This is a genomic window from Actinokineospora sp. PR83, from assembly GCF_021056305.1.
Lineage (GTDB): Bacteria > Actinomycetota > Actinomycetes > Mycobacteriales > Pseudonocardiaceae > Actinokineospora > Actinokineospora spheciospongiae.
The window spans coordinates 47,724-67,777 of the sequence record NZ_JAJCXD010000043.1; the positions used below are offsets into that span (position 1 = coordinate 47,724).

Here is a 20,054-nt window from a genome sequence, read left to right on the forward strand (position 1 = left end):
TTCTCGCGTCATGTCGAACAGCACACCCACCGCTTCGGGAGTCAGCCCACACCCGCCAGGCCGGTGGGCTCGGGGTCGGCGGGGACGAGCATCTGGGTCGCCGCCAGCTCGCGGTAGAGCGGGTCGGTGCGCACCAGTTCCCCATGGGTGCCCTGGGCGCGGATCCGGCCGTGCTCCAGGACGATGATCTGGTCGGCGCTGGTGACGGTGGACAGCCGGTGGGCGATCAGCAGCACCGTGCACCGGCGCGCGGCCTGGTCGACGACCTCGCCCAGGGCGTGCTCGTTGCGCGCGTCGAGCTGCGCGGTGGCCTCGTCGAGCAGCAGCACCCCCGGCTTGCGCAGCAGCGCGCGGGCGATGGCCAACCGCTGCCGCTCACCGCCGGAGAGGGTGACGCCGCGGGCGCCGACCTCGGTGTCGAGGCCGTGCTCCAACCGGTCGACGAAGGTGTCGAGCCGGGTCACCCGCAGCACCTCGGTGATCTCGGCGGCGGAGGCGTCCGGGGCCGCGTAGAGCAGGTTGGCCCGGATGGTCCCCGCCATGACCGGCGCGTCCTGCTCGACGTAGGCGATGCGCCTGCGCACCTCGGCGCGCGGCAGGGTGGCGATGTCCACGCCGTCGATGCGGATGGCACCCGCCACCGGCTCGTAGAACCGCTGCAGCAGGGCGAACATGGTGGTCTTGCCCGCCCCGGACAGCCCGACCAGCGCCGTCTTGGTCCCCGGCGGCACGGTGTAGGACACGCCGCGCAGCGCGGGCCCGCGACCCGGGTAGGCGAACTCCACCCGGTCGAACTCGACCAGCGGCGCGGCCCCGGCCACCGCCTCGACCTCGACGTCCACGTCGGTCTCGATGGGCATCCTGGCCACCTCGTCGATGCGGGTGACGGCACCGAGCCCCTGTTGCAGGGTGCCCAGGCCACCGGCCAGGGACGCCAGCGGACCGGTGAGGTAGAAGACGTAGAGCAGGAAGGCGATCAGGGCCGGGGCCGACATGTCCCCGGAGGCCACCAGGGCGCCGCCGACCCCCAGCACCGCGAGGAACGCCGCCTGGATGGCCACCCCGGACAGCACCTTCACCATGGCGACGTACCGGGCGCCGACCAGACCCGCCCGGTAGGCCTGCTCGACAGCGGCGTTGGCGGTCTCGGTCTCCCTGGCCTCGGCCCCGTTGGCCTTGACGGTCCTGGACGCGCCCAGCGTGCGGTCCAGGGCCGCCCCGATCGCGCCCACGGACTCCTGCGCCCGCGCCACCGCGGCCCGGATGCGCGGCAGGACCAGCCCGAGCAGCACCGCCACGACCAGGATCACCGACGCGGTCACCCCCAACAGCACGAGGTTGACCACGCCCATCAGCACCACGGCCCCGAGGGTCATCAGGACGCCGTTGGCCACCTGCACCAGCCCCTCGGTGGCGGCGTTCTGCACCAGTGTGCTGTCGGAGGTGATGCGGGCGGTGAGGTCGCCGGGCGGGCGGCGGTCCAGCTCGGGGACCCGCAACCGGATCAGCCGGAACACGAGGTCCTGCCGGACGTGGCGGACCACCCGTTCGGCGGTCCGCTGCTGCCACCAGGACTGCACGCCGGTCAGCACCGCCCCCGCCACCACCAGCGCCGCCAGGAACAGCACCCACGGCAGCACGGCCCCCTCGGTGCCGAGCGACTCCAGCACGTGCTGGGCGACGAGGGGCTGGACCAGCCCCGCGGCCCCCGCGACGAGGACCAGCAGCAGGCTGCCGAGCAGGACCGCGCGGTGGGGGCGGGCGTAGCCGACCAGGACGCTGAGGGCGGACGGGCTGTCGGTGCGGGTGGTCACTGTGGTCCTCGGGGTGAGTGAGGTCGGTGGGCGGGTTGCCCGCTGGGTGCGGCCGAGGGGCTCGATCGGCCGGGCGCTCGGGCCGTCGGGCCTGACGGGGAACCCCGCACCACCCAATGTGGCACAGGATCTCCGCGCCCGGCCACGTCGATCCGCCCGGCCGCGCGAGGACCGGCGGCGGTGCCCGGGTGGGGCGAGGTCCGCCGGGTCGTGGCGTTGCGCGCGGTGGCGCCCGCGGGAACCGGGTCGTCCGATGCGGTGACGTCGGTTGTCCCCGGTCGGGGCGGTGGTGACCGGCTCGGGCGCGGCAGCGGCGGGCGCCGGGAGGCGATCCGCCACGTGGCAGAATGCCGTTCCTGAATGAACCGAGAGGTTCAACCGACCAGGTCGTACGAGGGGTTCGGAACCGGTGACCGACAGCAACGAGCACGACGTCCGGGTGGACAGCACCAACAGCGCGCCGACGATGCAGGACGCGCTGCTGGCACTGCAGCGCTACTGGACCGAGCGAGGTTGCCTGGTGACCCAGCCGTTCAACACCGAGGTCGGCGCCGGGACCGCGAACCCGGCCACCATGCTGCGGGTGCTCGGCCCCGAGCCGTGGCGGGTCGGCTACGTCGAACCCAGCGTCCGCCCCGACGACTCCCGCTACGGCGAGAACCCCAACCGGTTGCAGACCCACACCCAGTTCCAGGTGATCCTCAAGCCGGACCCGGGCAACCCGCAGGAGCTGTACCTGGGCAGCCTGGAGGCGCTCGGCGTCGACATCCGCGCCCACGACATCCGCTTCGTCGAGGACAACTGGGCCTCCCCCGCACTCGGCTCCTGGGGCCTGGGCTGGGAGGTGTGGCTCGACGGGTTGGAGATCACCCAGTTCACCTACTTCCAGCAGGCGGGCGGCCTGGTGCTGGACCCGGTGTCGGTGGAGATCACCTACGGGCTCGAACGCATCCTGATGGCGTTGCAGGGCGTGGCCCACTTCAAGGACATCGCCTACGCCGACGGCATCTCCTACGGGGAGATCTTCGGGCAGGCCGAGTACGAGATGAGCCGCTACTACCTCGACGACGCCGACGTCGAGGCCACCAAGCGGATGTTCGACGAGCACGCCGCCGAGGCGGGCAGGCTGCTCGACGTGCGCCTGCCGGTGCCCGCGTACGTGCAGGTCCTCAAGTGCAGCCACGCGTTCAACGTGCTCGACGCGCGCGGGGCGATCAGCACCACCGAGCGGGCCAAGTCGTTCGGGCAGATGCGCACCCTGACCCGCCGCGCCGCCCAGCTCTGGGCCGAGCGCAGGCAGGAGCTGGAGCACCCGCTGGGCGTGGTCGCGCCGCTGGCGCCCGCCTCGGTGCCCGCACCGCTGCCGGAGGTCGACGCGCCCGCCACCCTGCTGTTCGAGATCGGCGTCGAGGAGATGCCGCACTCGGACGTGACCGCCACCGCGACCTGGGTGCGCGAGGTGCTGGCGGGCAAGCTGGCCGCCACCCGGCTCGGCCACGGCGAGATCAGCGGCTACGCCACCCCGCGCCGCATCATCGCCCTGGTGCGGGACGTGCAGCCCGCCGAGCCCGACGCCGAGCGCACCGTGCGCGGCCCGCGCGTCACCGCCGCCTACGACGCCGACGGCAACCCGACCAAGGCCGCGCAGGGCTTCGCCAGGGGCCAGGGCGTCGACCCCGCCGACCTGGTGCGGGTCGACGTCGACGGCGTCGAGCACGTCGCGGTCGTCCGCACCGACGTGGGCCGGGGCGCGATGACCGTGCTCAGCGACGTGCTCGCCCAGGTGGTCACCGAGCTGCGCGCGGAGAAGAACATGCGCTGGCGCGACCCGGGCCTGTCGTTCAGCCGCCCGGTCCGCTACCTGCTGGCGATGCTGGGCGAGGCGGAGCTGCCGGTCGCGGTGTCGTCGCTGCGCAGCGGCACCACCACCCGCGTGCACCGCACGGCGGCCGAGCCGGAGGTCCGCGTCCCGTCGGCCGAGGGCTACCTGGAGTTCCTGGCGGGCCACGGCATCGTCGCCGACGCCGGGCAGCGCCGGGAGCGCATCGTCGCCGACGCGGCCGAGTTGGCGGCCACCGTCGGCGGCACGGTCGACACCACCGCGGAGGCCGCCCTGGTCGACGAGGTCACCAACCTGGTCGAGGAACCCAACACCATCCTCGGCTCCTTCGACGAGCGGTACCTGGACCTGCCCGAGCAGATCCTCACCACGGTCATGCGCAAGCACCAGCGCTACCTGCCGGTGCGCGGCGAGAACGGCCTGCTCCCGCACTTCGTGGCCGTCGCCAACGGCGACTGCGACCGCGACCTGGTCCGCGCGGGCAACGAGGCGGTGCTGCGGGCGCGCTACGAGGACGCGGCCTTCTTCTGGCGCGCCGACCTCAAGATCGCCCCGGAGCAGCACCGCCTCGGCCTGGTCAAGCTGACCTTCGAGGAGCGCCTCGGCTCCATGGCCGACCGCGCCGACCGCATCGCCTCGGTGGCGGGCACCCTGGCCGAGCTGGCCGGCCTGTCCACCGAGGACCGGGCCACGGTGGGGCGGGCGGGCGCCCTGACCAAGTTCGACCTGGCCTCGCACATGGTCGTCGAGCTGTCCAGCCTGGCGGGCACCATGGCCCGCGAGTACGCCGCCCGGGCGGGCGAGACCCCCGAGGTCGCCCAGGCCCTGGCGGAGATGGAGCAGCCCCGCAGCGCGTCGGACACCCCCCCGGAGAGCGCGGCGGGCGCGGTCCTGGCCCTGGCCGACCGGTTCGACCTGCTGGCGGGCCTGTTCGCCATCGGCGCCACCCCCACCGGCAGCTCCGACCCGTTCGGCCTGCGCCGCGCGGCGGGCGGTGTCGTCACCATCCTGCGCGCCACCCCCGCCGTCGCCGCCATCACCCTCACCGAGGGCCTGGCCGCGGCCGCCGCCCGCATCACCGCCCACGGCGTGGAGCTGAAGGAGGACGCCCTGGCCGACGCCAGGGAGTTCACCATCCGCCGCTACGAGCAGCAACTCCTCGACGCGGGCCACGAGCACAACCTCGTGCAGGCGGTCCTCCCCCTCGCCGACACCCCCGCCACCGCCGACACCACCCTGGCGGAACTGGAGAAGCGCATCGGCGACGAGGACTTCGCCGCCCTCACCGCCGTCCTGCAGCGAGCCCGCCGCATCGTCCCCACCGGAACCTCGGCGCGGTACGACGCGGGCGACCTGGTCGAACCGGTGGAACTGGCCCTGCACGAGGTGGTCACCGCCGTCGCCACCCGCCTGGCAGACCGCCCCCGCGACCTGGCCGACTTCACCACCCTGGCCGCCCCCCTGGTCACCCCGGTCAACGACTTCTTCGACGGGGTCATGGTGATGGCCGAGGACGAGCGCCTCCGCGCCGCCCGGCTGGGCCTGCTGGCCACCATCACCGCCCTGGCCGAGGGCGTGGTGGACTGGAAGGCGCTGTAGGCGGCCCGAGGCGGCACCCGCAGACCGGGTGCCGCCTCGCCCGCGCCCGGCACGACCGGCACGATCCCGCGTCACCCCTGCGGAGGAGCGCTCACCCTCCTGCCTGGTTGCGCACCTCCGCGATCATCGCCTCCCCGATGCCCATAAGCCGCCGACACCAGTCGACACCCACCTCCCGCCCGGCCAGGTCGACGTCGAGCCCCTGCCCCGGCGCGGTCCCGACGACGAGGTGGCAGCCGGAACCCGGATCAGCGGTCCCGGTGAGCACCGCGGGCTGCCCGCCGACGGTCAGCGGGGTGAAGACCTGCCAGGTGCCGCTGCGCCGGTAGCTGTCGCCGAGCGGATCCCCGCCGGGCCGGACCTGCAAGCCCACCCGCACCTCCCCCTGCCACACGCAGAGACCGCCGTCCGGGGTGCTGCTCTGCTCACCGGGCACGGACAACCCGAATCCCACCGCGACCTCAGCGGACAACAGCTCACAGGCCCGGTCGACGAACGGCCTGACATCCCCGGCCGGAGGCACCACCGGCACCGGCCGTGCCGCGGTCTCACCCCGAGTGGGCTCCGGCCGATCGGTCTCCGCAGGCGAACACCCGGCCACAACCACCACGAGCCCGACGACAACCCACCGGCCGATCACGGCCTCCAGCCGATCCGCAAGCACCACGCGCTTGTGCTCCCCTTTCCCTTGGCGAACAGGTCACGCCACTGTTCGGCAAAGTTCTCATGGCGGACCGACCGCTGCCGAACCGCAGCCGACGCAGCGCTCAGCCTGCGACGTCGGTGATCCGGACGCGGTCACTCTCCTTGTCGGACAGGAACAAGGCCAGTTCCCGCCCCTCTTCGACGACCGCGTCCCGCTCGGCCCGCGAGAAGCCGCGCAGTGGGTTGACGACCACCGTGCCCGCCTCCACCACCCAGGTCGCGGCGACCCGCCCGTCCACCAGGACCGCCCGCTCCCCCGCCACCGACAGGCCCCGGTGCGCGGTGTCCACGATGCGACTCCGGTCGTCGTAGCCGAGGAGGGCGTTGTCGAACGCGGGCAGGAACCGCACCGGTGCCGGGGTGTCCGGATCGGGGCGCGGGGCGTCGGCGAGGTCCAGCAGTTCCCGGCCTCGCTCATCGCGGAAGGCCACCAGCTCCCCGCGAAGGGCCTTCACCGCGGTCGGAAGGCCCGCGAGGCCGCTCCACGCCCGCACGTCAGCCGTGGCAGCAGGCCCGAAAGCGGCCAGGTAGCGCCGGACCAGGGCCTGACCGACGAGGTCGGGGCCATCCTGCAGCGGGTCGACCTCGCGCCCCAGCCAGGTGGACATCGGCGCGTACCGGGCGCCCGCCCGCACCCGCCAGAGCCCGCGCGGCGGCAACTGCACCACCGGGACGAGGGCGGCGACCAGCGCCTCCCCCAGCGGCCGCACCCCTGCGGCGGGCCAGCGCTCGACCACCGCGCGGGCGAGGTCGCCCATCGAGCGGGGTTCGCCGTCGGCGAGGACCGCGCGGCCCGCCGCCGCGAGGGCGTCGAGGTCGACCCCGGCGAGTTCGCGGCGGTAGGTGCCGAGCACCCGTTGGCGCAACATGGCGTCGTGGCGGGTGCGCCAGGCCAGGGCGTCCGCCGCGGTCACCAGGTGGACGGTGCGGCGCATGAGGTGGGTGCGCACCACGCCCCGCCCGGTCACCAGGTCCGAGAGCGCCGCCGGGTTGAACCCGCGCAGCCGGGACCACAGCCCGGTGAACGGTTCCTGCGGCTCCTGGGCCTGCACCCCGCCGAGGTGCGCGACGGCGTCGAGGACCGGCACGTCGGCGCGGTCGAGCAGCAGTTGCCGGGCGAGCGTGGCGCGGTTGAGCGCCCGGGTGCCCAACACGGCGCTTCCATCGGTCTTCACGGCGCTCAGCTCGACTTCCGCGCGTCGAGGGCTTCGCGGAGGATGCCGGCGTGCCGGGTGGTCTCGGCGAGGACGTGCAGCAGCGCCCCGCGCGCGCTGAGCACGCCCCCGGCGGGCTCGTGCCACGGCGCGTCCGGCAGCGGGTGGGTGACCGACAGGTCGGGGACGGCGGTGACGTGCTTGACCAGCCCGCCCAGGCACAGCTCGCCTGCGGTCGGGCGCGCGGCCGCCTGCTCGTCGTCGAGGCCGCTCGTCGTGGCGATCAGGGCCGCACGGGCCTTGGCGAGCGCGGCGAGCAGGTCGACCCGCTCGGCGTCGGGGGTGGCGGTCGTCTCCGCGTCGTTCGGCATGGGGCAACAGTGGCAGGGGTGGCGGACAGGATCTGTCCTCTTCTGCGGGCAGGATGGGAACATGCCGAAAACCTCCGCCCGCCTGCTGGCACTGCTGTCGCTGTTGCAGGCACGCCGGGACTGGCCGGGGGCGCTGTTGGCCGAGCGGCTGGACGTCAGCGCGCGCACCGTGCGCCGCGACGTCGACCGCCTGCGCGAACTCGGCTACCCCATCACCGCGGTCAAGGGCCCCGACGGCGGCTACCGGCTCGACGCGGGCGCGGAGCTGCCGCCGCTGCTGTTCGACGACGACCAGGCCGTGGCCCTCACCGTGGCCCTCCAGCTCGCCGCCGCCTCCGGAGCGGACATCGGGGAAGCGGCGGCGCGGGCGCTCAACACCGTCCGGCAGGTCATGCCCGCCCGGCTGCGCCACCGCATCGACACCCTGCGGGTCACCGCCGTCGACCGGTCCGACGCCCGGGTCGACAGCGCCGTGCTCACCGCGCTGAGCGCCGCCGTCCACGCCCGCGAGGTGCTGCGCTTCGACTACCCGCCGGACCGCACCGACGCCCCGCCGCGCCGGGTCGAACCGCACCACCTCGTCACCCGCGCGGGCCGCTGGTACCTGCTCGCCTGGGACCTCGACCGCGACGACTGGCGCACCTTCCGCGCCGACCGCATCACCCCGCGCACCCCCACCGGCCCCCGCTTCACCCCCCGCGACCTGCCCGGCGGCGACGTGCCCGCCTTCGTGGCCAACCGCTTCCGCGGCTCCGACACCACCGGCGGCCGGCCCTGCCGCGGCGAGGTCGTCCTCGACCTGCCCGCCTCCGTGGTGTCCGCCTACAGCGGTGACGGCGTCGTGGAAGCACTCGGCCCGGACCGGTGCAGGCTCCTGCTGGGCTCGTGGTCCTGGACCGGCCTGGCCGCCGCGCTCGGCCGGTTCGACGCGGACATCGAGGTCGTCGGCCCGCCCGAGCTGCGCGACGCCTTCGCCCACCTCGCCCGCCGCTACGCCCACGCCGGGGACCCGCGGCGGCGGTTGCCTGTGGACGGTGCCGCCCCGGGCCACGACGTGGCAGGATTCGCCCGTGACCAGCAGACCCGATGAAGCGCGGCACCTGCGTGACCTCGCGCGGCTGCGCCGCGTCCGCGACCGCATCGACCGGGAGTACGCGCAGCCGCTGGACGTCGAGGCGCTGGCCAGGGGCGCGCACATGTCGGCCGGGCACCTCAGCCGCCAGTTCCGGCTCGCCTACGGGGAGTCGCCGTACGGCTACCTGATGACGCGGCGGATCGAGCGGGCGATGGCGCTGCTGCGCCGCGGTGACCTCAGCGTGACCGAGGTGTGCTTCGCGGTGGGGTGCTCGTCGCTGGGGACGTTCAGCACCCGGTTCACCGAGCTGGTCGGGGTGCCGCCGAGCACCTACCGGCGGCAGGCGGCGCAGGCGACGGCGGGGATGCCGTCGTGCGTGGCGAAGCAGGTCACCAGACCGGTCAGGAATCGAGAAGCGCGGGTGCCCGAGCCGCACCTAGCGTGAGCGCCATGGACATCACCATCCACTCCAGCTTCCTCCCGCACACCGACCCGGAGGCCTCGCTGGCCTTCTACCGCGACACCCTGGGCTTCGAGGTCCGCAACGACGTCGGCTACGGCGGCATGCGCTGGATCACCGTCGGCCCGGCGGGCCAGCCGGGGACGTCGATCGTGCTGCACCCGCCCGCCGCCGACCCCGGGATCACCGAGGACGAGCGCCGCACCATCACCGAGATGATGGCCAAGGGCAGCTACGCCGCGGTCCTGCTGGCCACCCCCGACCTCGACGGCACCTTCGCCCGGTTGCAGGCGACCGACGTGGAGGTCGTCCAGGAGCCGACCGAGCAGCCCTACGGGGTCCGCGACTGCGCCGTCCGCGACGACGCGGGCAACCTGGTCCGCATCCAGGAACTGCGCTGAGCCCCGCCCCACGGATGGAGACGACGAAGACATGACCACGAGGGCGGCAGGCCACAGCGCGGACAGCCACGACCTCATCCGCGTGCACGGCGCGCGGGCGAACAACCTCGACGACGTCAGCATCGAGATCCCCAAGCGCAGGCTGACGGTCTTCACCGGCGTCTCCGGTTCGGGCAAGAGCTCCCTGGTGTTCGGCACGATCGCCGCGGAGTCGCAGCGGCTGATCAACGAGACCTACAGCGCGTTCGTGCAGGGCTTCATGCCGACGCAGGCGCGGCCCGACGTGGACGTGCTGGAGGGGTTGACGACCGCGATCATCGTCGACCAGCAGCGGATGGGTGCCGACCCGCGGTCCACCGTGGGCACCGCCACCGACGCCAACGCGATGCTGCGCATCCTGTTCAGCAGGCTCGGGCAGCCGCACGTCGGTTCACCGCAGGCGTTCTCCTTCAACGTCGCCTCCATCAGCGGCGCGGGCGCGGTCACGATCGAGCGCGGCGGGAAGACGGTCAAGGAGCGGCGCAGCTTTGCCATCACCGGGGGCATGTGCCCGCGCTGCGAGGGCCGGGGCTCGGTCTCCGACATCGACCTGACCCAGCTCTACGACGACTCCAAGTCCCTCTCCGAGGGCGCGTTCACCATCCCCGGCTGGAAGTCCGACAGCTTCTGGACGGTGCGGGTCTACGCCGAGTCGGGTTTTGTCGACCCCGACAAGCCGATCCGCGAGTACACGAAGAAGGAAATGAACGACTTCCTGTACAAGGAGGCGACCAAGGTCAAGGTCGACGGCGTCAACCTCACCTACGAGGGGTTGATCCCGAAGATCCAGAAGTCGTTCCTGGCCAAGGACCGCGAGGCGCTGCAACCGCACATCCGGGCGTTCGTGGACCGGGCGGTCACCTTCACCACCTGCCCGGAGTGCGCGGGCACCCGGCTCAGCGAAGCGGCCCGCTCCTCGCGCATCGGCGGCGTCAACATCGCCGAGGCCTGCTCGATGCAGATCAGCGACCTGGCCGAGTGGGTGCGCGGCCTCGACGAGCCGTCGGTCGCGCCGCTGCTCGCCGCGCTGCTGCACACCCTCGACTCGTTCGTGGAGATCGGGTTGGGCTACCTGGCGCTGGAGCGGCCCTCGGGGACGCTGTCGGGCGGGGAGGCGCAGCGGGTCAAGATGATCCGCCACCTCGGGTCGGCGCTCACCGACGTCACCTACGTCTTCGACGAGCCGACCACCGGCCTGCACCCGCACGACATCCAGCGGATGAACACCCTGCTGCTGCAACTGCGGGACAAGGGCAACACGGTGCTCGTGGTGGAGCACAAGCCGGAGGCGATCGCCATCGCCGACCACGTCGTCGACCTCGGTCCCGGCGCGGGCGCGGCGGGCGGCACCGTCTGCTACGAGGGCCCGCTCGACGGGCTGCGGGCCAGCGGCACCACCACCGGCCGCCACCTCGACGACCGGGCGAAGCCCAAGCCGTCGGTGCGCACCCCCACCGGCGCACTGCAGGTGCGCGGCGCCACCAGGCACAACCTGCGCGACGTCGACGTCGACATCCCGCTCGGGGTGCTGTGCGTCGTCACCGGGGTCGCGGGCTCGGGCAAGAGTTCGCTGGTGCACGGCTCGATCCCGCCGGGGGCGGGCGTGGTGTCGGTGGACCAGACCCCGATCCGCGGCTCGCGGCGGAGCAACCCGGCGACCTACACAGGGCTGCTCGAACCGATCCGCAAGGCGTTCGCCAAGGCCAACGGCGTCAAGCCAGCCCTGTTCAGCGCCAACTCCGAGGGCGCCTGCCCCACCTGCAACGGCGCGGGCGTCGTCTACACCGACCTGGCGATGATGGCGGGGGTGGCCGCCACCTGCGAGGAGTGCGAGGGCAAGCGGTTCCTGGCGTCGGTGCTGGAGTACCGGCTCGGCGGGCGCGACATCGCCGAGGTGCTGGCGATGTCGGTGACCGAGGCGGAGGAGTTCTTCGGCGCGGGCGAGGCGCGCATCCCGGCGGCGCACGCCATCCTGGGTCGGCTCGCCGACGTCGGGCTGGGCTACCTGAGCCTCGGCCAGCCGCTGACCACGCTGTCCGGCGGCGAGCGGCAGCGGCTCAAGCTGGCCACGCACATGTCCGACAAGGGCGGGGTGTACGTGCTCGACGAACCGACCGCGGGCCTGCACCTGGCCGACGTGGAGCAGTTGCTCGGCCTGCTCGACCGGCTGGTCGACTCCGGCAAGTCGGTGATCGTCGTCGAGCACCACCAGGCGGTCATGGCGCACGCCGACTGGATCATCGACCTCGGCCCCGGCGCGGGCCACGACGGCGGCCGGGTCGTGTTCGAGGGCACCCCGGCCGACCTCGTCGCCGACCGCTCCACCCTGACCGGGCAACACCTCGCGGACTACGTCGGCGCCTGACCGACCATGCCCGACCGGAAATCCGGACGGGTTCCGGTTTCTCACTCGAAAGCCTGTTTGTCCCCCGCCTCCACAGGTGGTCTTCCGCACCGGGGCTTGACTTGCCCGTTCAAACATCTCACACCACAAGAAAACGCGGCACCATCAGGCGAACCTGCTCGACACGGAGTGTGTCTCCCGGCCGGTCGCCCACCCCCGATCGGTATACCGAGGCTCCGCTAATGGCTGGCAGAGCAAAAGGGCCGGTAATATTACTGACGACGCCTTGAACGAGTGTTACGTTCGAGAAGCAATTGCTGACAACACCAACCGCCACCTTTCTCCGAGCGTGGCGTGAAAGCACACCTGGGAGGGCAAGTGTCACTTGCCACGTAAATGGAACCGCATTCGCCGGTCTCCGGGAAGGCGTTGATCCGGCGCCAGGTCGACGCCGTGCTCGACGATTTCCTGGCGGGCTGACAGCGCGATCCCCCGCCCCGTCCGGCGGGTGCTCGCCGACACCGTCGTCCACCGCGACCGCTGACCGGCGCACCACCGACCACCGCCCGCGCTCCGCGGGCGGGACGTGAAATCCCACCAGGAGGAAGAAAATGATCCGCACCGCCCTCGCCGCGTCCCTGCTCACAGCCGCGTTCGCCGTCGGCTCGGCAGGCGCCGCCGCCGCGCAGCCCGTCCCCGCGGACAACCCGCCCGCACCCGCGGCGGCGGCAGCGCCCACGCCGGAGGAGGCGTGGATCCCGGTGTTCTTCTTCGGCACCGAGAACTTCTGCACGCAGGTGGGGACGATGGTCGAGCAGGCCGGGGCGCTGGAATCGGACTCGTGGAAGTGCGACGGCGGCTGGCTGCTGGCCCAGGTGGAGCCGGACGACGCCTCCTGAGTTCCACCGGAGCGCGACGGAACCGGCCCCCACCGGTCCACTCCGCACCCGACCACCTCCCGCACCCCGAGTGGAGTCGACATGTCCTTGTCCACCACCGCGCCCCCGTCCGAGGGGGTGGCCCCGATGGCGGCGTTCCTCGCCGACTGCGCGAGCGCGCTCTCCGGCGTCGCGGACGGCGAGCTGGCCGACGCGCAGCGGACGTTCCTGGCCGCGGGCACGGCGGCGCTGCGCGCGGCCCGCGGCGGCGGGTGGGTGCAGCTCGGCCTGGAGGTGGCGCCCGGCGGGTTGTCCGCGCTGTACCCGGAGCTGGCCGCGACCGCGCACGAGCTGCTCGACGGCGGGACGGCCGCGGAGTTCTTCTTCATGCACAAGCCGCCGGGGCTGCGGGTGCGGTTCGCCCCGGCCCCCGGCCGCGGCGAGTTCGTCCGCGCCGAGGTCCGGCGCCACGCCGAGCGGTGGCGGGCGGCCGGGCTGGTCCGGGGCGTGCGGTCGGCGGTCTACGAACCGGAGGCGCACCTGTTCGGCGGGGACGAGTCCATGCGGCACGTGCACCGCCTGTTCACAGTGGACTCGCTGACCTGGCTGGACCACCACACCACCGCGCGCAAGACCCCCGCCTGGGCGCTGTCGCTGCTGATGCTGCGCGCGGTGTTCGACGGGTTGCGGGTAGTCGGCTGGGAGGACCGCGACGTCTGGGGCCGGGTGGCGGACTCCGGTCGCCGCACGCCACCGGGGTCACCCCCGGTCGAGGGCCCGGTCACCGCGCGGCTGCGCGCGCACTGGGCCGATCCCGATGCCTTGGCCGCGGCGCTGCCCGCCGACGTCCGCGCGCTCGCCGACCGGCACGCCGAACAGGTGCGCCCGCTGTGCAGGCGGTGGTGGGCGGAGTACTTCGGCACCGAGCGCGCCGTCGTCGGCCCGCGCGAAGCCGCCTGCTACCACACGGTCTTCCACTGGAACCGCGCCGCGCTGAGCCCGGGCACCCAGGCGCTGATCACCACCGCGCTCGCCGGGGCGGACGGCCGTGTCCGCTGACTTCCGCCCCGAGGGACCCGCCGGGCTGCTGCGCGTCTCCGGTGTCCCGGCCGCCCTGGTCGCCGAAGCGGGCAACCCCGGGCTGTTCGACGCCCTGCGGCGGCTGAGCCGCGACGAGACCGACCACCGGTCGTTCGCCGCCGGGCTCGCCGAGCGGGTGAGCGCCGACCTGGTGCCGCACCCCGACCTGCCCGCGCCGGTGCGGACCTCGGCGATCACCCTGCGCAGGCAGCTCACCCGCGGCGAACCGGTCGACGAGCCGCGGTGCAGGCGCCTGGCCGTCGTGGGCGTCGCCCTCGGGGTGCCGCAGGCGCTGACCGACGACCTGGTCCGCGCGGCGACTTGGTCGACCGCGCTGACCACCGCCCGCGCGGAGTGTGCGGACGCGGTGCTCGCCGAGCGGAGCAGGCTCGCCGCGCTGCCGTGGAACCTGGTCACCGGCTCCCCCACCGCCGCCAGGGTGGTCTCCCAGACCGCCCCCGAGGTGCTCGACGAGATCCGCGGTCGGCTGGCTACGGGCGAGCGGTGGACCGACAAGCGGCTGCGCCAGCGCGCGGACTACCTGCTGCGCCTGCTGTCGCGGGCGGCGCTCAAGACGACACCGCGCGGCTGGCTCGGGCAGGTCGCGCTCGTGGGCGTGGCCCCGGACCGCGACACCCGGCTGCTGCCCGGGTTCGAGGTAACCGACTACGCCGTGCACTCGCTGTCGAACATCCAGGCCGACCGCCGGGTGCTGGCCACGGCCGCCGACCTGCCCGACGCCTGGCTGAGCATCACCGGCCTGCACTGGGTGCGCGAGGCGCGGCTGTGCTGCTGGGTGGCCGACCACGACAGCACCAAGGGCCTGCGGGTGGTGCGCATCCGCCAAACCCCCGCGGTGGACGCGGTCCGGCGCCTGCTCGGCCCCGGGGCGCTGCGGACCGCCGACGTGGTCCGGCTGCTCGCCCCGGAAGAACGGCACCACCCGACGGTGCGCGCCTTCCTGCGCCACCTGGTCGGATTGGGCGTGCTCCAGCTCTCCGCCCAGCCGGTGTCGAAGCTGCGGGACTGGTCGCCCAACCCGCGCGGGGCGGTGCCGGACAGGGGTTTCGTCGACGTCTACCGCCGCGGCCGCGGGCACGTCCCGGCGGGCGCGGTGACCCGGCTGGCCGGGCTCGTCGCCCAGGCGGGCAGGCTCGGCGCGGTCCTGGCCGAGGGCGCCGGGGGCACCGGCGGCGGCCACCCGGTGCTCGACCTGGTCGGCCCAGAACCCCGACCCGCCTCCGAGGTCGTCGCGGAGTTCCTCGACGGCGCGCAGCACCGCCCGCCCACGCCACCGGCCGCCCAGTGGCCCGAACCGCGACCGGGCAGCGCCTACCGGCGGCTGGCCGACTGGCTCGCCCGGCACGCCGACGCCGACGAGGTCGACATCAACGCCGCCGCGCTCGACCAGCTCGGCGCCCCGCCCGCGGCGCTGCCGCCGTGGCCGGTCGACTGCCTGGTGCGTCCGCTGGCAGGCGACGGTCCGGTGGCGGTGCTGGAGGCCGTGCTGCCCGCCGGGGTGCTCGACGCCCGGTTCGCCGACGCGCTGCACCAACTGCACGGCCGGGTGCCGCAAGTCGAGGACTACCGCGGCTTCCTGGCCGAGGTCACCGCCCGGTGCGGGGCGGAGGTCGTCGAGGTCCTGGTGCCCCCGCAGCACGACCGCAGCGCCAACGCGGTCCGCAGACCCCGCTACACCCGCACCTGGACCGGCGACGCCGACCTGTCGACCTACTTCGCCGGGCAGGCGGGACCGGGGCGCTACCTGCCGCTGGACCGCATCCTGGTGCGCAGGCAGGACGGGCGCGTCGTCGCCGAGGACGACGACGGCAGACCGCTGTGGCCGGTCTGCCACGCCACCCGGACGCCGATGGCGCCGTGGGACGTCGTGGTGGCCCTGCTCAGCGCCGCCGCGCCCATCGGCCACCTGGCCGCGCCGCTGCTCCTGGGCGACCCCGCCGCGGCCTTCCCCGGCCGCGCCCGCACCCCCCGGCTGGTGCTCGACGGCGGGCTGGTGATCGCCGGGGCCACCGTCCGCGTCGACCGCGCGGCCCTGCCCGACCCCGGCGCCCCGGTGGTCGAGCGGGTGCGGCGGCTGGCGGACCTGCGCGCGACCACCGGCGCCCCGCGCTGGAACTTCGCGCGTGCGGCGGGCGGGCGGCGACCGCGCCCGGTCGACCTGGACAGCGTCACCGCGCTGCGCGTGTTCGACCGCCTGCTCGCCGACCCCGCCGTCCCCGCGCTCGTGCTGGAGGAGATGCTGCCCGACCCGGAGCACCTGCCGGTGCGCGACGAACTCGGCCACGGGCTCGCCGCCCAACTGGTCGTCCGCCTCCCACCGGACCCCGGGCCTGCCCGGGTGGCCGACCGCGCGGCCAGGGCGTGGCGCGGCTTGAACCCGCAGGCCGAGGCGGCGAACCGGTTCGTGACGGCGGTGTAGCGCCGACTCACCCCAACCACCACCGGGTCCACCGGTGGGGAAGTCAAGCGAAGGAGAACACCGTGCAATCCACAGTGGAACTCGCCGACCTCGACGAACTCGTCGAGCAGCTCGACGCTCAGATCACCGAACTGGACTCGGCAGACCGCGGCGAGGCCATCTCCCTGCTCGCGTGCAGCGGCGGCTGCGGCGGTGGCTGGTCCTGGCACTGGTACTGCTGAGCTGAGCCGGAAGGGAGCGGGACATGGCGGTTCCCGGCGTATCGACCACCCCGCGCAACGCCTCGACGCGGGACCTGCTGCTCGTCGCGGACCACGTGCTCACCTCCTGGACGGCTCGTCACCCGATGGGCACGGCCGGATCCGACCTGGGTCCGGCCGTGCTCGCCACCCTGGTGACCGCGCACCCCGACGCCACCGAGGACCAGCGCCGGACCTGCCACGAGACCACCGACCTGTGGCTGCGCACCGGCCTGCGCGGCCGGGCGGGGACCGGCCTGCACGACGGGCTGTCCGGTCTGGTGGCCGGGCTGTGCCTGATCGCCGGGGTCCGACCCGACGTCGGCCCCGCGGCGCAGCGGGCCGCGCGGTCACTGGCCACCGCGGCCGACCGCAGGCCGTGGCGCACCACGGCCGTCGGCTTCACCGACTACGACCTGGTCAGCGGCCCGGCCGGGACGCTGCTGGCGCAACCGGTCGCAACACCCCGGGCAGGCGCGGCCGCGCACCTGGCCGCCCTCGCCGCCACCCCCGACCTGGCGGGCCTGCGGATCGGCGCCCACCGCGACCACCCACTGGTCGGCTGGACCCAGGGCGACGTCGTCACCGGCCTGGCGCACGGCGCCGCCGGGGTCCTGGCCGCGCTGTCGGCGGTGGACCCCACCGAGGAGGCGGTCCGCGCCGTGGCGCACCTGTCGACCTGGCTGGTCGCCGGGCTCTACGTCGACGGCGCGGGCATCGTGTCCTGGCGCCACGCCGCGGGCGGGGAACCGGAAGCCGTCGCCCACCGGCAGGGCTGGTGCTACGGCAACCCCGGGGTGAGCTGGGCGCTGTGGGCGGCCGGGCGGGCCCTGGTCCGCGCGGGCGCCCCGGGCGGGGACGACCTGTGCGACCTCGCGGTGCGGGCGGTGGGAACGCTGTGCGGGGGCTTCGACGCCGACGTACACCTCGACGGCGACCGCGACAGCGACCGACTGGGCGTCTGCCACGGCGCGGCCGGGGTGCTGCTCGTGGTCGACGCCTTCGCCCGCCACACCGCGTCCGCCCCAGCCGCCGCGCTGCGAGACTGGCTCACCGGGCACCTGCACGACCGGCTAGACCGGGTGGCACGCCTCGCCGGGACCGACACCACCCTGCTGTCCGGGGCCACCGGGGTGCTGGCCGCACTGCTGACCACCGCGGGCGCCGACCGGAGTTGGCTGCGCTGCCTGGCACTGTCCTGACCGAGATGTCCTGAGAGGGCCCAAGGGAGCACACGGGTGGTCGACCCGCACAAGTCCTCCCGGGGCCACGAGGTGCTGCGCGACGTCGAGTTCGACCTACACCCGACGAGCCTCAGCCACTGCCCGAAAGGTGACCGGCGCGACTCACTGTCCAACGCCACCAGGCACAAGATCACCCAGCACTCCCGCAACCGGGTCGCCCCGACCCTGGTGCTGGTGTTCATCCCGGTGTGGCCGCTGCTGGTGAACGTGATCATCCCCAGCGAACCCATCGATGTCCACTCCCGCCCCGCCGGACGGGCCACCTCGGTGGACGCCAACGAGCTGGGGATGACCTCCGGTGCGATGAACGCGGTCACCCCGCTCATCGACTTCGTGACGTTCACCGCCGTCCGCCGCTCAGCCGACTTCGACCGCCGCCTGGTGCCCACGGGCTTCCCCCGCTCGGCGCTGCTGCCTGCCACACTGCTCGGCGCCGCCGGGGTGGTCGCCCTGTACGCGTCCCTTGCTCTTGCTGCTGTTCCGGCGCCCGGAGCAGTGCGCCCTGCTGCTGATGAGCCTGTCCGTCAGCGGCCTGACCCACGGCGGCATCGGATCGTCCTGGCCATGGTGTTCCACACTGAACCGGCCGGAATGTTCATGATCATCCTGGTCGACGTGATGGTCCAAACTCGATCATCACCCCGTCATCGGCAAGCGGCGGAGTCACCCTCCTCCCGACCTTCGGAGCCATGCAAACCGCCGTCGCCGCGGCGCTCACCGAGGACCTGACGCTCCGCTACCCCCTCCTCGGCATCCTGCGGCCTGCCGCAGCAGCGGCGGCAGGCCTGTCTCGTGCAACCACCGAACGCGCGACACAACCTGGACAGCAAGCCGACCAAGCCGCACCAGGGCGCCGAGGCGGTGACCGTGTTCCTGACTACCCGCCCGGGCGGAACGCTCCAGGTCAGCTCCTCCCCCGGCTCCATCCTGCTCTGCTCCCGGCTGACCGACTCCACCCCGGACTGCCCCTGCCCCGAGTAACCACCCCACCAAGCCCCAGCAACCGACTCTGCTCCCGCCCTCAGCAATCACCCCAGCGGAACCCGACGCACGATCGCTCCCGTCCGAAACGACCACCCCACCAAACCCGGCGACCGACTACCCCCGCCCGGTGTGACCACCCCAGCGGAACCCAGTGGCCAACCACTCCCGCCCGGAGCGACCGCGCCAGTAGAACTTCGTGGCCGACTGCCCTCACCCGGAGCGACCCGTCCCACCAAAGCCCCGCAGCCAGTTGCTCCCATCCGAGGTGACCGCACAGGCGAAGACCGGCGCCCCGCCCCATGCAACGCCCCACTGAAGCCAAGCGACCCAACTGCTCCCGTCCCAAGCGCCCACACAACCGGCACCCATTGGCCGACTGCCCCCACCCCCGAGCGACCGCGCCAACGGAGTCCAGCAGCCGACTCCCCCTCAACCACCGTCCCCACCAGGCCCCCCGAACAACCGGCAAATCACCCCTAACACCAACCCCCACCCGCGCGACTCCTGTCATGGCCCTGCGGACCCCGGACAGGAAGGCCCCCTCGATGACCACCCCCCTCCGCGCGGACGAGCAGGAACCCACCAGCCCCCCGACCCCGACGGTCGCCGACGTCACCCGCATCGCCGCCCACCCCGACCCGGTCATCCGCAACCTGATGATCACCCACTGCTACCACGCCCTGTCCCGAGCCCTCACCGACTTCACCGGCGGCTCGGCCAACTGGTGCACCTTCGCGGTGTGGGCCTCCAAGCAGGTAGGCCAGACGATCCGCCAGGAAGACCCCCGCCGCCTGGCCGAAAGACTCCTCACCGCCTCCCCCGAGTCCTCCGCCATAGCCACCCTGCTCACCGGGGTGTTGCGCCGAGCACTCCCCCACCAAGCCCGCCAAGGCGCCGAACGCCTGCTCCACCACACCATCGCCACCCTCACCCGCCTGAAACCAGCAAGCGACGCCGGAGCAAGGGGCAACCTCAAGGTCTTCGCTGAAATCGCCCACGAGTTCGCCCGCTTCCTGACGGAATTCGCCCACGACCAAACCCCGGACAACCAGCGAATCACCGCCTTCTGCGCCACCCTCCGCCCCGGCCCACCCCCCAACGGCCAGCACTACCTCCAGCAGGCCTTCACCCACTACTACCGCGCCAGGTTCACCGAGGACCCGAAGGCCCGAACCGAACTCCTGCTCTTGGCCAACATCGAAGTCGGCCTGCACGAACAAACCCGCCTGCAACCCGAAATCGCCGCCGCCCTGGCCGCCCCCATCCTGACCTTCCACTCCCTCACCCCTCACCCCCTGCCCCCCAACCTCCCGCCCTTTCCCCCTGCGCCCTCTCACCCCGCGCCCTCTAAGCATCTGACCCCCCACCCGATGCCCTCCCACCCCCC

Annotated in this window: 17 protein-coding genes; 13 read left to right on the plus strand and 4 right to left on the minus strand. The window is 73.6% G+C overall.

Going from position 1 to position 20,054, the window contains the following annotated elements; translation table 11 throughout:
- Positions 1–41: 41 nt before the first annotated feature.
- Positions 42–1,814 carry an ABC transporter ATP-binding protein gene (locus L6E12_RS16310; protein WP_236228771.1) on the minus strand — a complete coding sequence of 591 codons (1,773 nt, stop codon included), beginning with the start codon at positions 1,812–1,814 and terminating at the stop codon, positions 42–44.
- A 409-nt stretch (positions 1,815–2,223) separates the two neighbouring features.
- Between L6E12_RS16310 and L6E12_RS16315 the strand changes: the two genes are divergently transcribed.
- Complete coding sequence (locus L6E12_RS16315) at positions 2,224–5,253, plus strand: glycine--tRNA ligase (protein WP_236228772.1); 3,030 nt, start codon at positions 2,224–2,226, stop codon at positions 5,251–5,253.
- A 91-nt stretch (positions 5,254–5,344) separates the two neighbouring features.
- On the opposite strand, the gene L6E12_RS16320 is transcribed toward L6E12_RS16315, so the two are convergent.
- From L6E12_RS16320 to L6E12_RS16330, 3 genes are all read right to left on the minus strand, one after another.
- The gene (locus tag L6E12_RS16320; RefSeq protein ID WP_308074921.1) at positions 5,345–5,920 is read right to left on the minus strand and encodes a DUF3558 family protein; all 576 of its coding nucleotides are present in this window, start codon (positions 5,918–5,920) and stop codon (positions 5,345–5,347) included.
- Between the two features lie 100 nt (positions 5,921–6,020).
- Positions 6,021–7,133, minus strand: a complete 1,113-nt coding sequence (locus tag L6E12_RS16325; RefSeq protein ID WP_236228773.1) for a winged helix DNA-binding domain-containing protein — start codon at positions 7,131–7,133, stop codon at positions 6,021–6,023.
- Between the two features lie 5 nt (positions 7,134–7,138).
- Positions 7,139–7,483, minus strand: a complete 345-nt coding sequence (locus L6E12_RS16330; protein WP_236228774.1) for a DUF664 domain-containing protein — start codon at positions 7,481–7,483, stop codon at positions 7,139–7,141.
- 61 nt (positions 7,484–7,544) lie between these two features.
- Here L6E12_RS16330 and L6E12_RS16335 point away from each other — a divergent pair, with 61 nt between their 5' ends.
- The 12 genes from L6E12_RS16335 to L6E12_RS16390 form a co-directional block, all read left to right on the plus strand.
- A complete protein-coding gene (locus L6E12_RS16335) occupies positions 7,545–8,573 on the plus strand; it encodes a YafY family protein (RefSeq protein WP_236228775.1) in 1,029 nt (342 codons plus the stop codon).
- The gene (locus L6E12_RS16340) at positions 8,554–9,003 is read left to right on the plus strand and encodes a helix-turn-helix transcriptional regulator (RefSeq protein WP_035277719.1); all 450 of its coding nucleotides are present in this window, start codon (positions 8,554–8,556) and stop codon (positions 9,001–9,003) included. Before L6E12_RS16335 ends, L6E12_RS16340 begins: the two co-directional genes overlap by 20 nt.
- A gap of 5 nt (positions 9,004–9,008) precedes the next feature.
- Positions 9,009–9,419 carry a VOC family protein gene (locus L6E12_RS16345; RefSeq protein ID WP_236228776.1) on the plus strand — a complete coding sequence of 137 codons (411 nt, stop codon included), beginning with the start codon at positions 9,009–9,011 and terminating at the stop codon, positions 9,417–9,419.
- Positions 9,420–9,450: 31 nt separating this feature from the next.
- A complete protein-coding gene (locus L6E12_RS16350) occupies positions 9,451–11,823 on the plus strand; it encodes an excinuclease ABC subunit UvrA (protein WP_236228777.1) in 2,373 nt (790 codons plus the stop codon).
- A gap of 590 nt (positions 11,824–12,413) precedes the next feature.
- The gene (locus L6E12_RS16355; RefSeq protein WP_236228778.1) at positions 12,414–12,701 is read left to right on the plus strand and encodes a hypothetical protein; all 288 of its coding nucleotides are present in this window, start codon (positions 12,414–12,416) and stop codon (positions 12,699–12,701) included.
- Between the two features lie 81 nt (positions 12,702–12,782).
- Positions 12,783–13,739 carry a thiopeptide-type bacteriocin biosynthesis protein gene (locus tag L6E12_RS16360; RefSeq protein ID WP_236228779.1) on the plus strand — a complete coding sequence of 319 codons (957 nt, stop codon included), beginning with the start codon at positions 12,783–12,785 and terminating at the stop codon, positions 13,737–13,739.
- Positions 13,729–16,200 (plus strand): hypothetical protein, encoded by a 2,472-nt coding sequence (locus tag L6E12_RS16365; RefSeq protein WP_236228780.1) that lies wholly within the window; start codon positions 13,729–13,731, stop codon positions 16,198–16,200. The genes L6E12_RS16360 and L6E12_RS16365 overlap by 11 nt, the downstream gene beginning before the upstream one ends.
- Positions 16,201–16,262: 62 nt before the next feature.
- On the plus strand, positions 16,263–16,421 hold the full coding sequence (locus L6E12_RS16370) for a hypothetical protein (protein ID WP_236228781.1): 159 nt from the start codon (positions 16,263–16,265) through the stop codon (positions 16,419–16,421).
- Positions 16,422–16,444: 23 nt separating this feature from the next.
- Entirely contained in the window at positions 16,445–17,641 is a 1,197-nt protein-coding gene (locus L6E12_RS16375; protein ID WP_236228782.1) for a lanthionine synthetase LanC family protein, read from the plus strand.
- Between the two features lie 36 nt (positions 17,642–17,677).
- The gene (locus L6E12_RS16380) at positions 17,678–18,412 is read left to right on the plus strand and encodes a hypothetical protein (protein WP_236228783.1); all 735 of its coding nucleotides are present in this window, start codon (positions 17,678–17,680) and stop codon (positions 18,410–18,412) included.
- Between the two features lie 63 nt (positions 18,413–18,475).
- Positions 18,476–18,664 carry a hypothetical protein gene (locus L6E12_RS16385; RefSeq protein WP_236228784.1) on the plus strand — a complete coding sequence of 63 codons (189 nt, stop codon included), beginning with the start codon at positions 18,476–18,478 and terminating at the stop codon, positions 18,662–18,664.
- A 548-nt stretch (positions 18,665–19,212) separates the two neighbouring features.
- A partial coding sequence (locus tag L6E12_RS16390) for a hypothetical protein (RefSeq protein ID WP_236228785.1) occupies positions 19,213–20,054 on the plus strand: 842 nt, incomplete at its 3' end.

What these genes read in the sequence shown, in the direction of transcription:
- L6E12_RS16330 (WP_236228774.1), bottom strand. Translation starts at nt 7,483, where the DNA reads ATGCCGAACGACGCGGAGACGACCGCCACCCCCGACGCCGAGCGGGTC.
- L6E12_RS16335 (WP_236228775.1), top strand. Translation starts at nt 7,545, where the DNA reads ATGCCGAAAACCTCCGCCCGCCTGCTGGCACTGCTGTCGCTGTTGCAG.
- L6E12_RS16355 (WP_236228778.1), top strand. Translation starts at nt 12,414, where the DNA reads ATGATCCGCACCGCCCTCGCCGCGTCCCTGCTCACAGCCGCGTTCGCC.
- L6E12_RS16345 (WP_236228776.1), top strand. Translation starts at nt 9,009, where the DNA reads ATGGACATCACCATCCACTCCAGCTTCCTCCCGCACACCGACCCGGAG.
- L6E12_RS16375 (WP_236228782.1), top strand. Translation starts at nt 16,445, where the DNA reads ATGGCGGTTCCCGGCGTATCGACCACCCCGCGCAACGCCTCGACGCGG.
- L6E12_RS16350 (WP_236228777.1), top strand. Translation starts at nt 9,451, where the DNA reads ATGACCACGAGGGCGGCAGGCCACAGCGCGGACAGCCACGACCTCATC.
- L6E12_RS16360 (WP_236228779.1), top strand. Translation starts at nt 12,783, where the DNA reads ATGTCCTTGTCCACCACCGCGCCCCCGTCCGAGGGGGTGGCCCCGATG.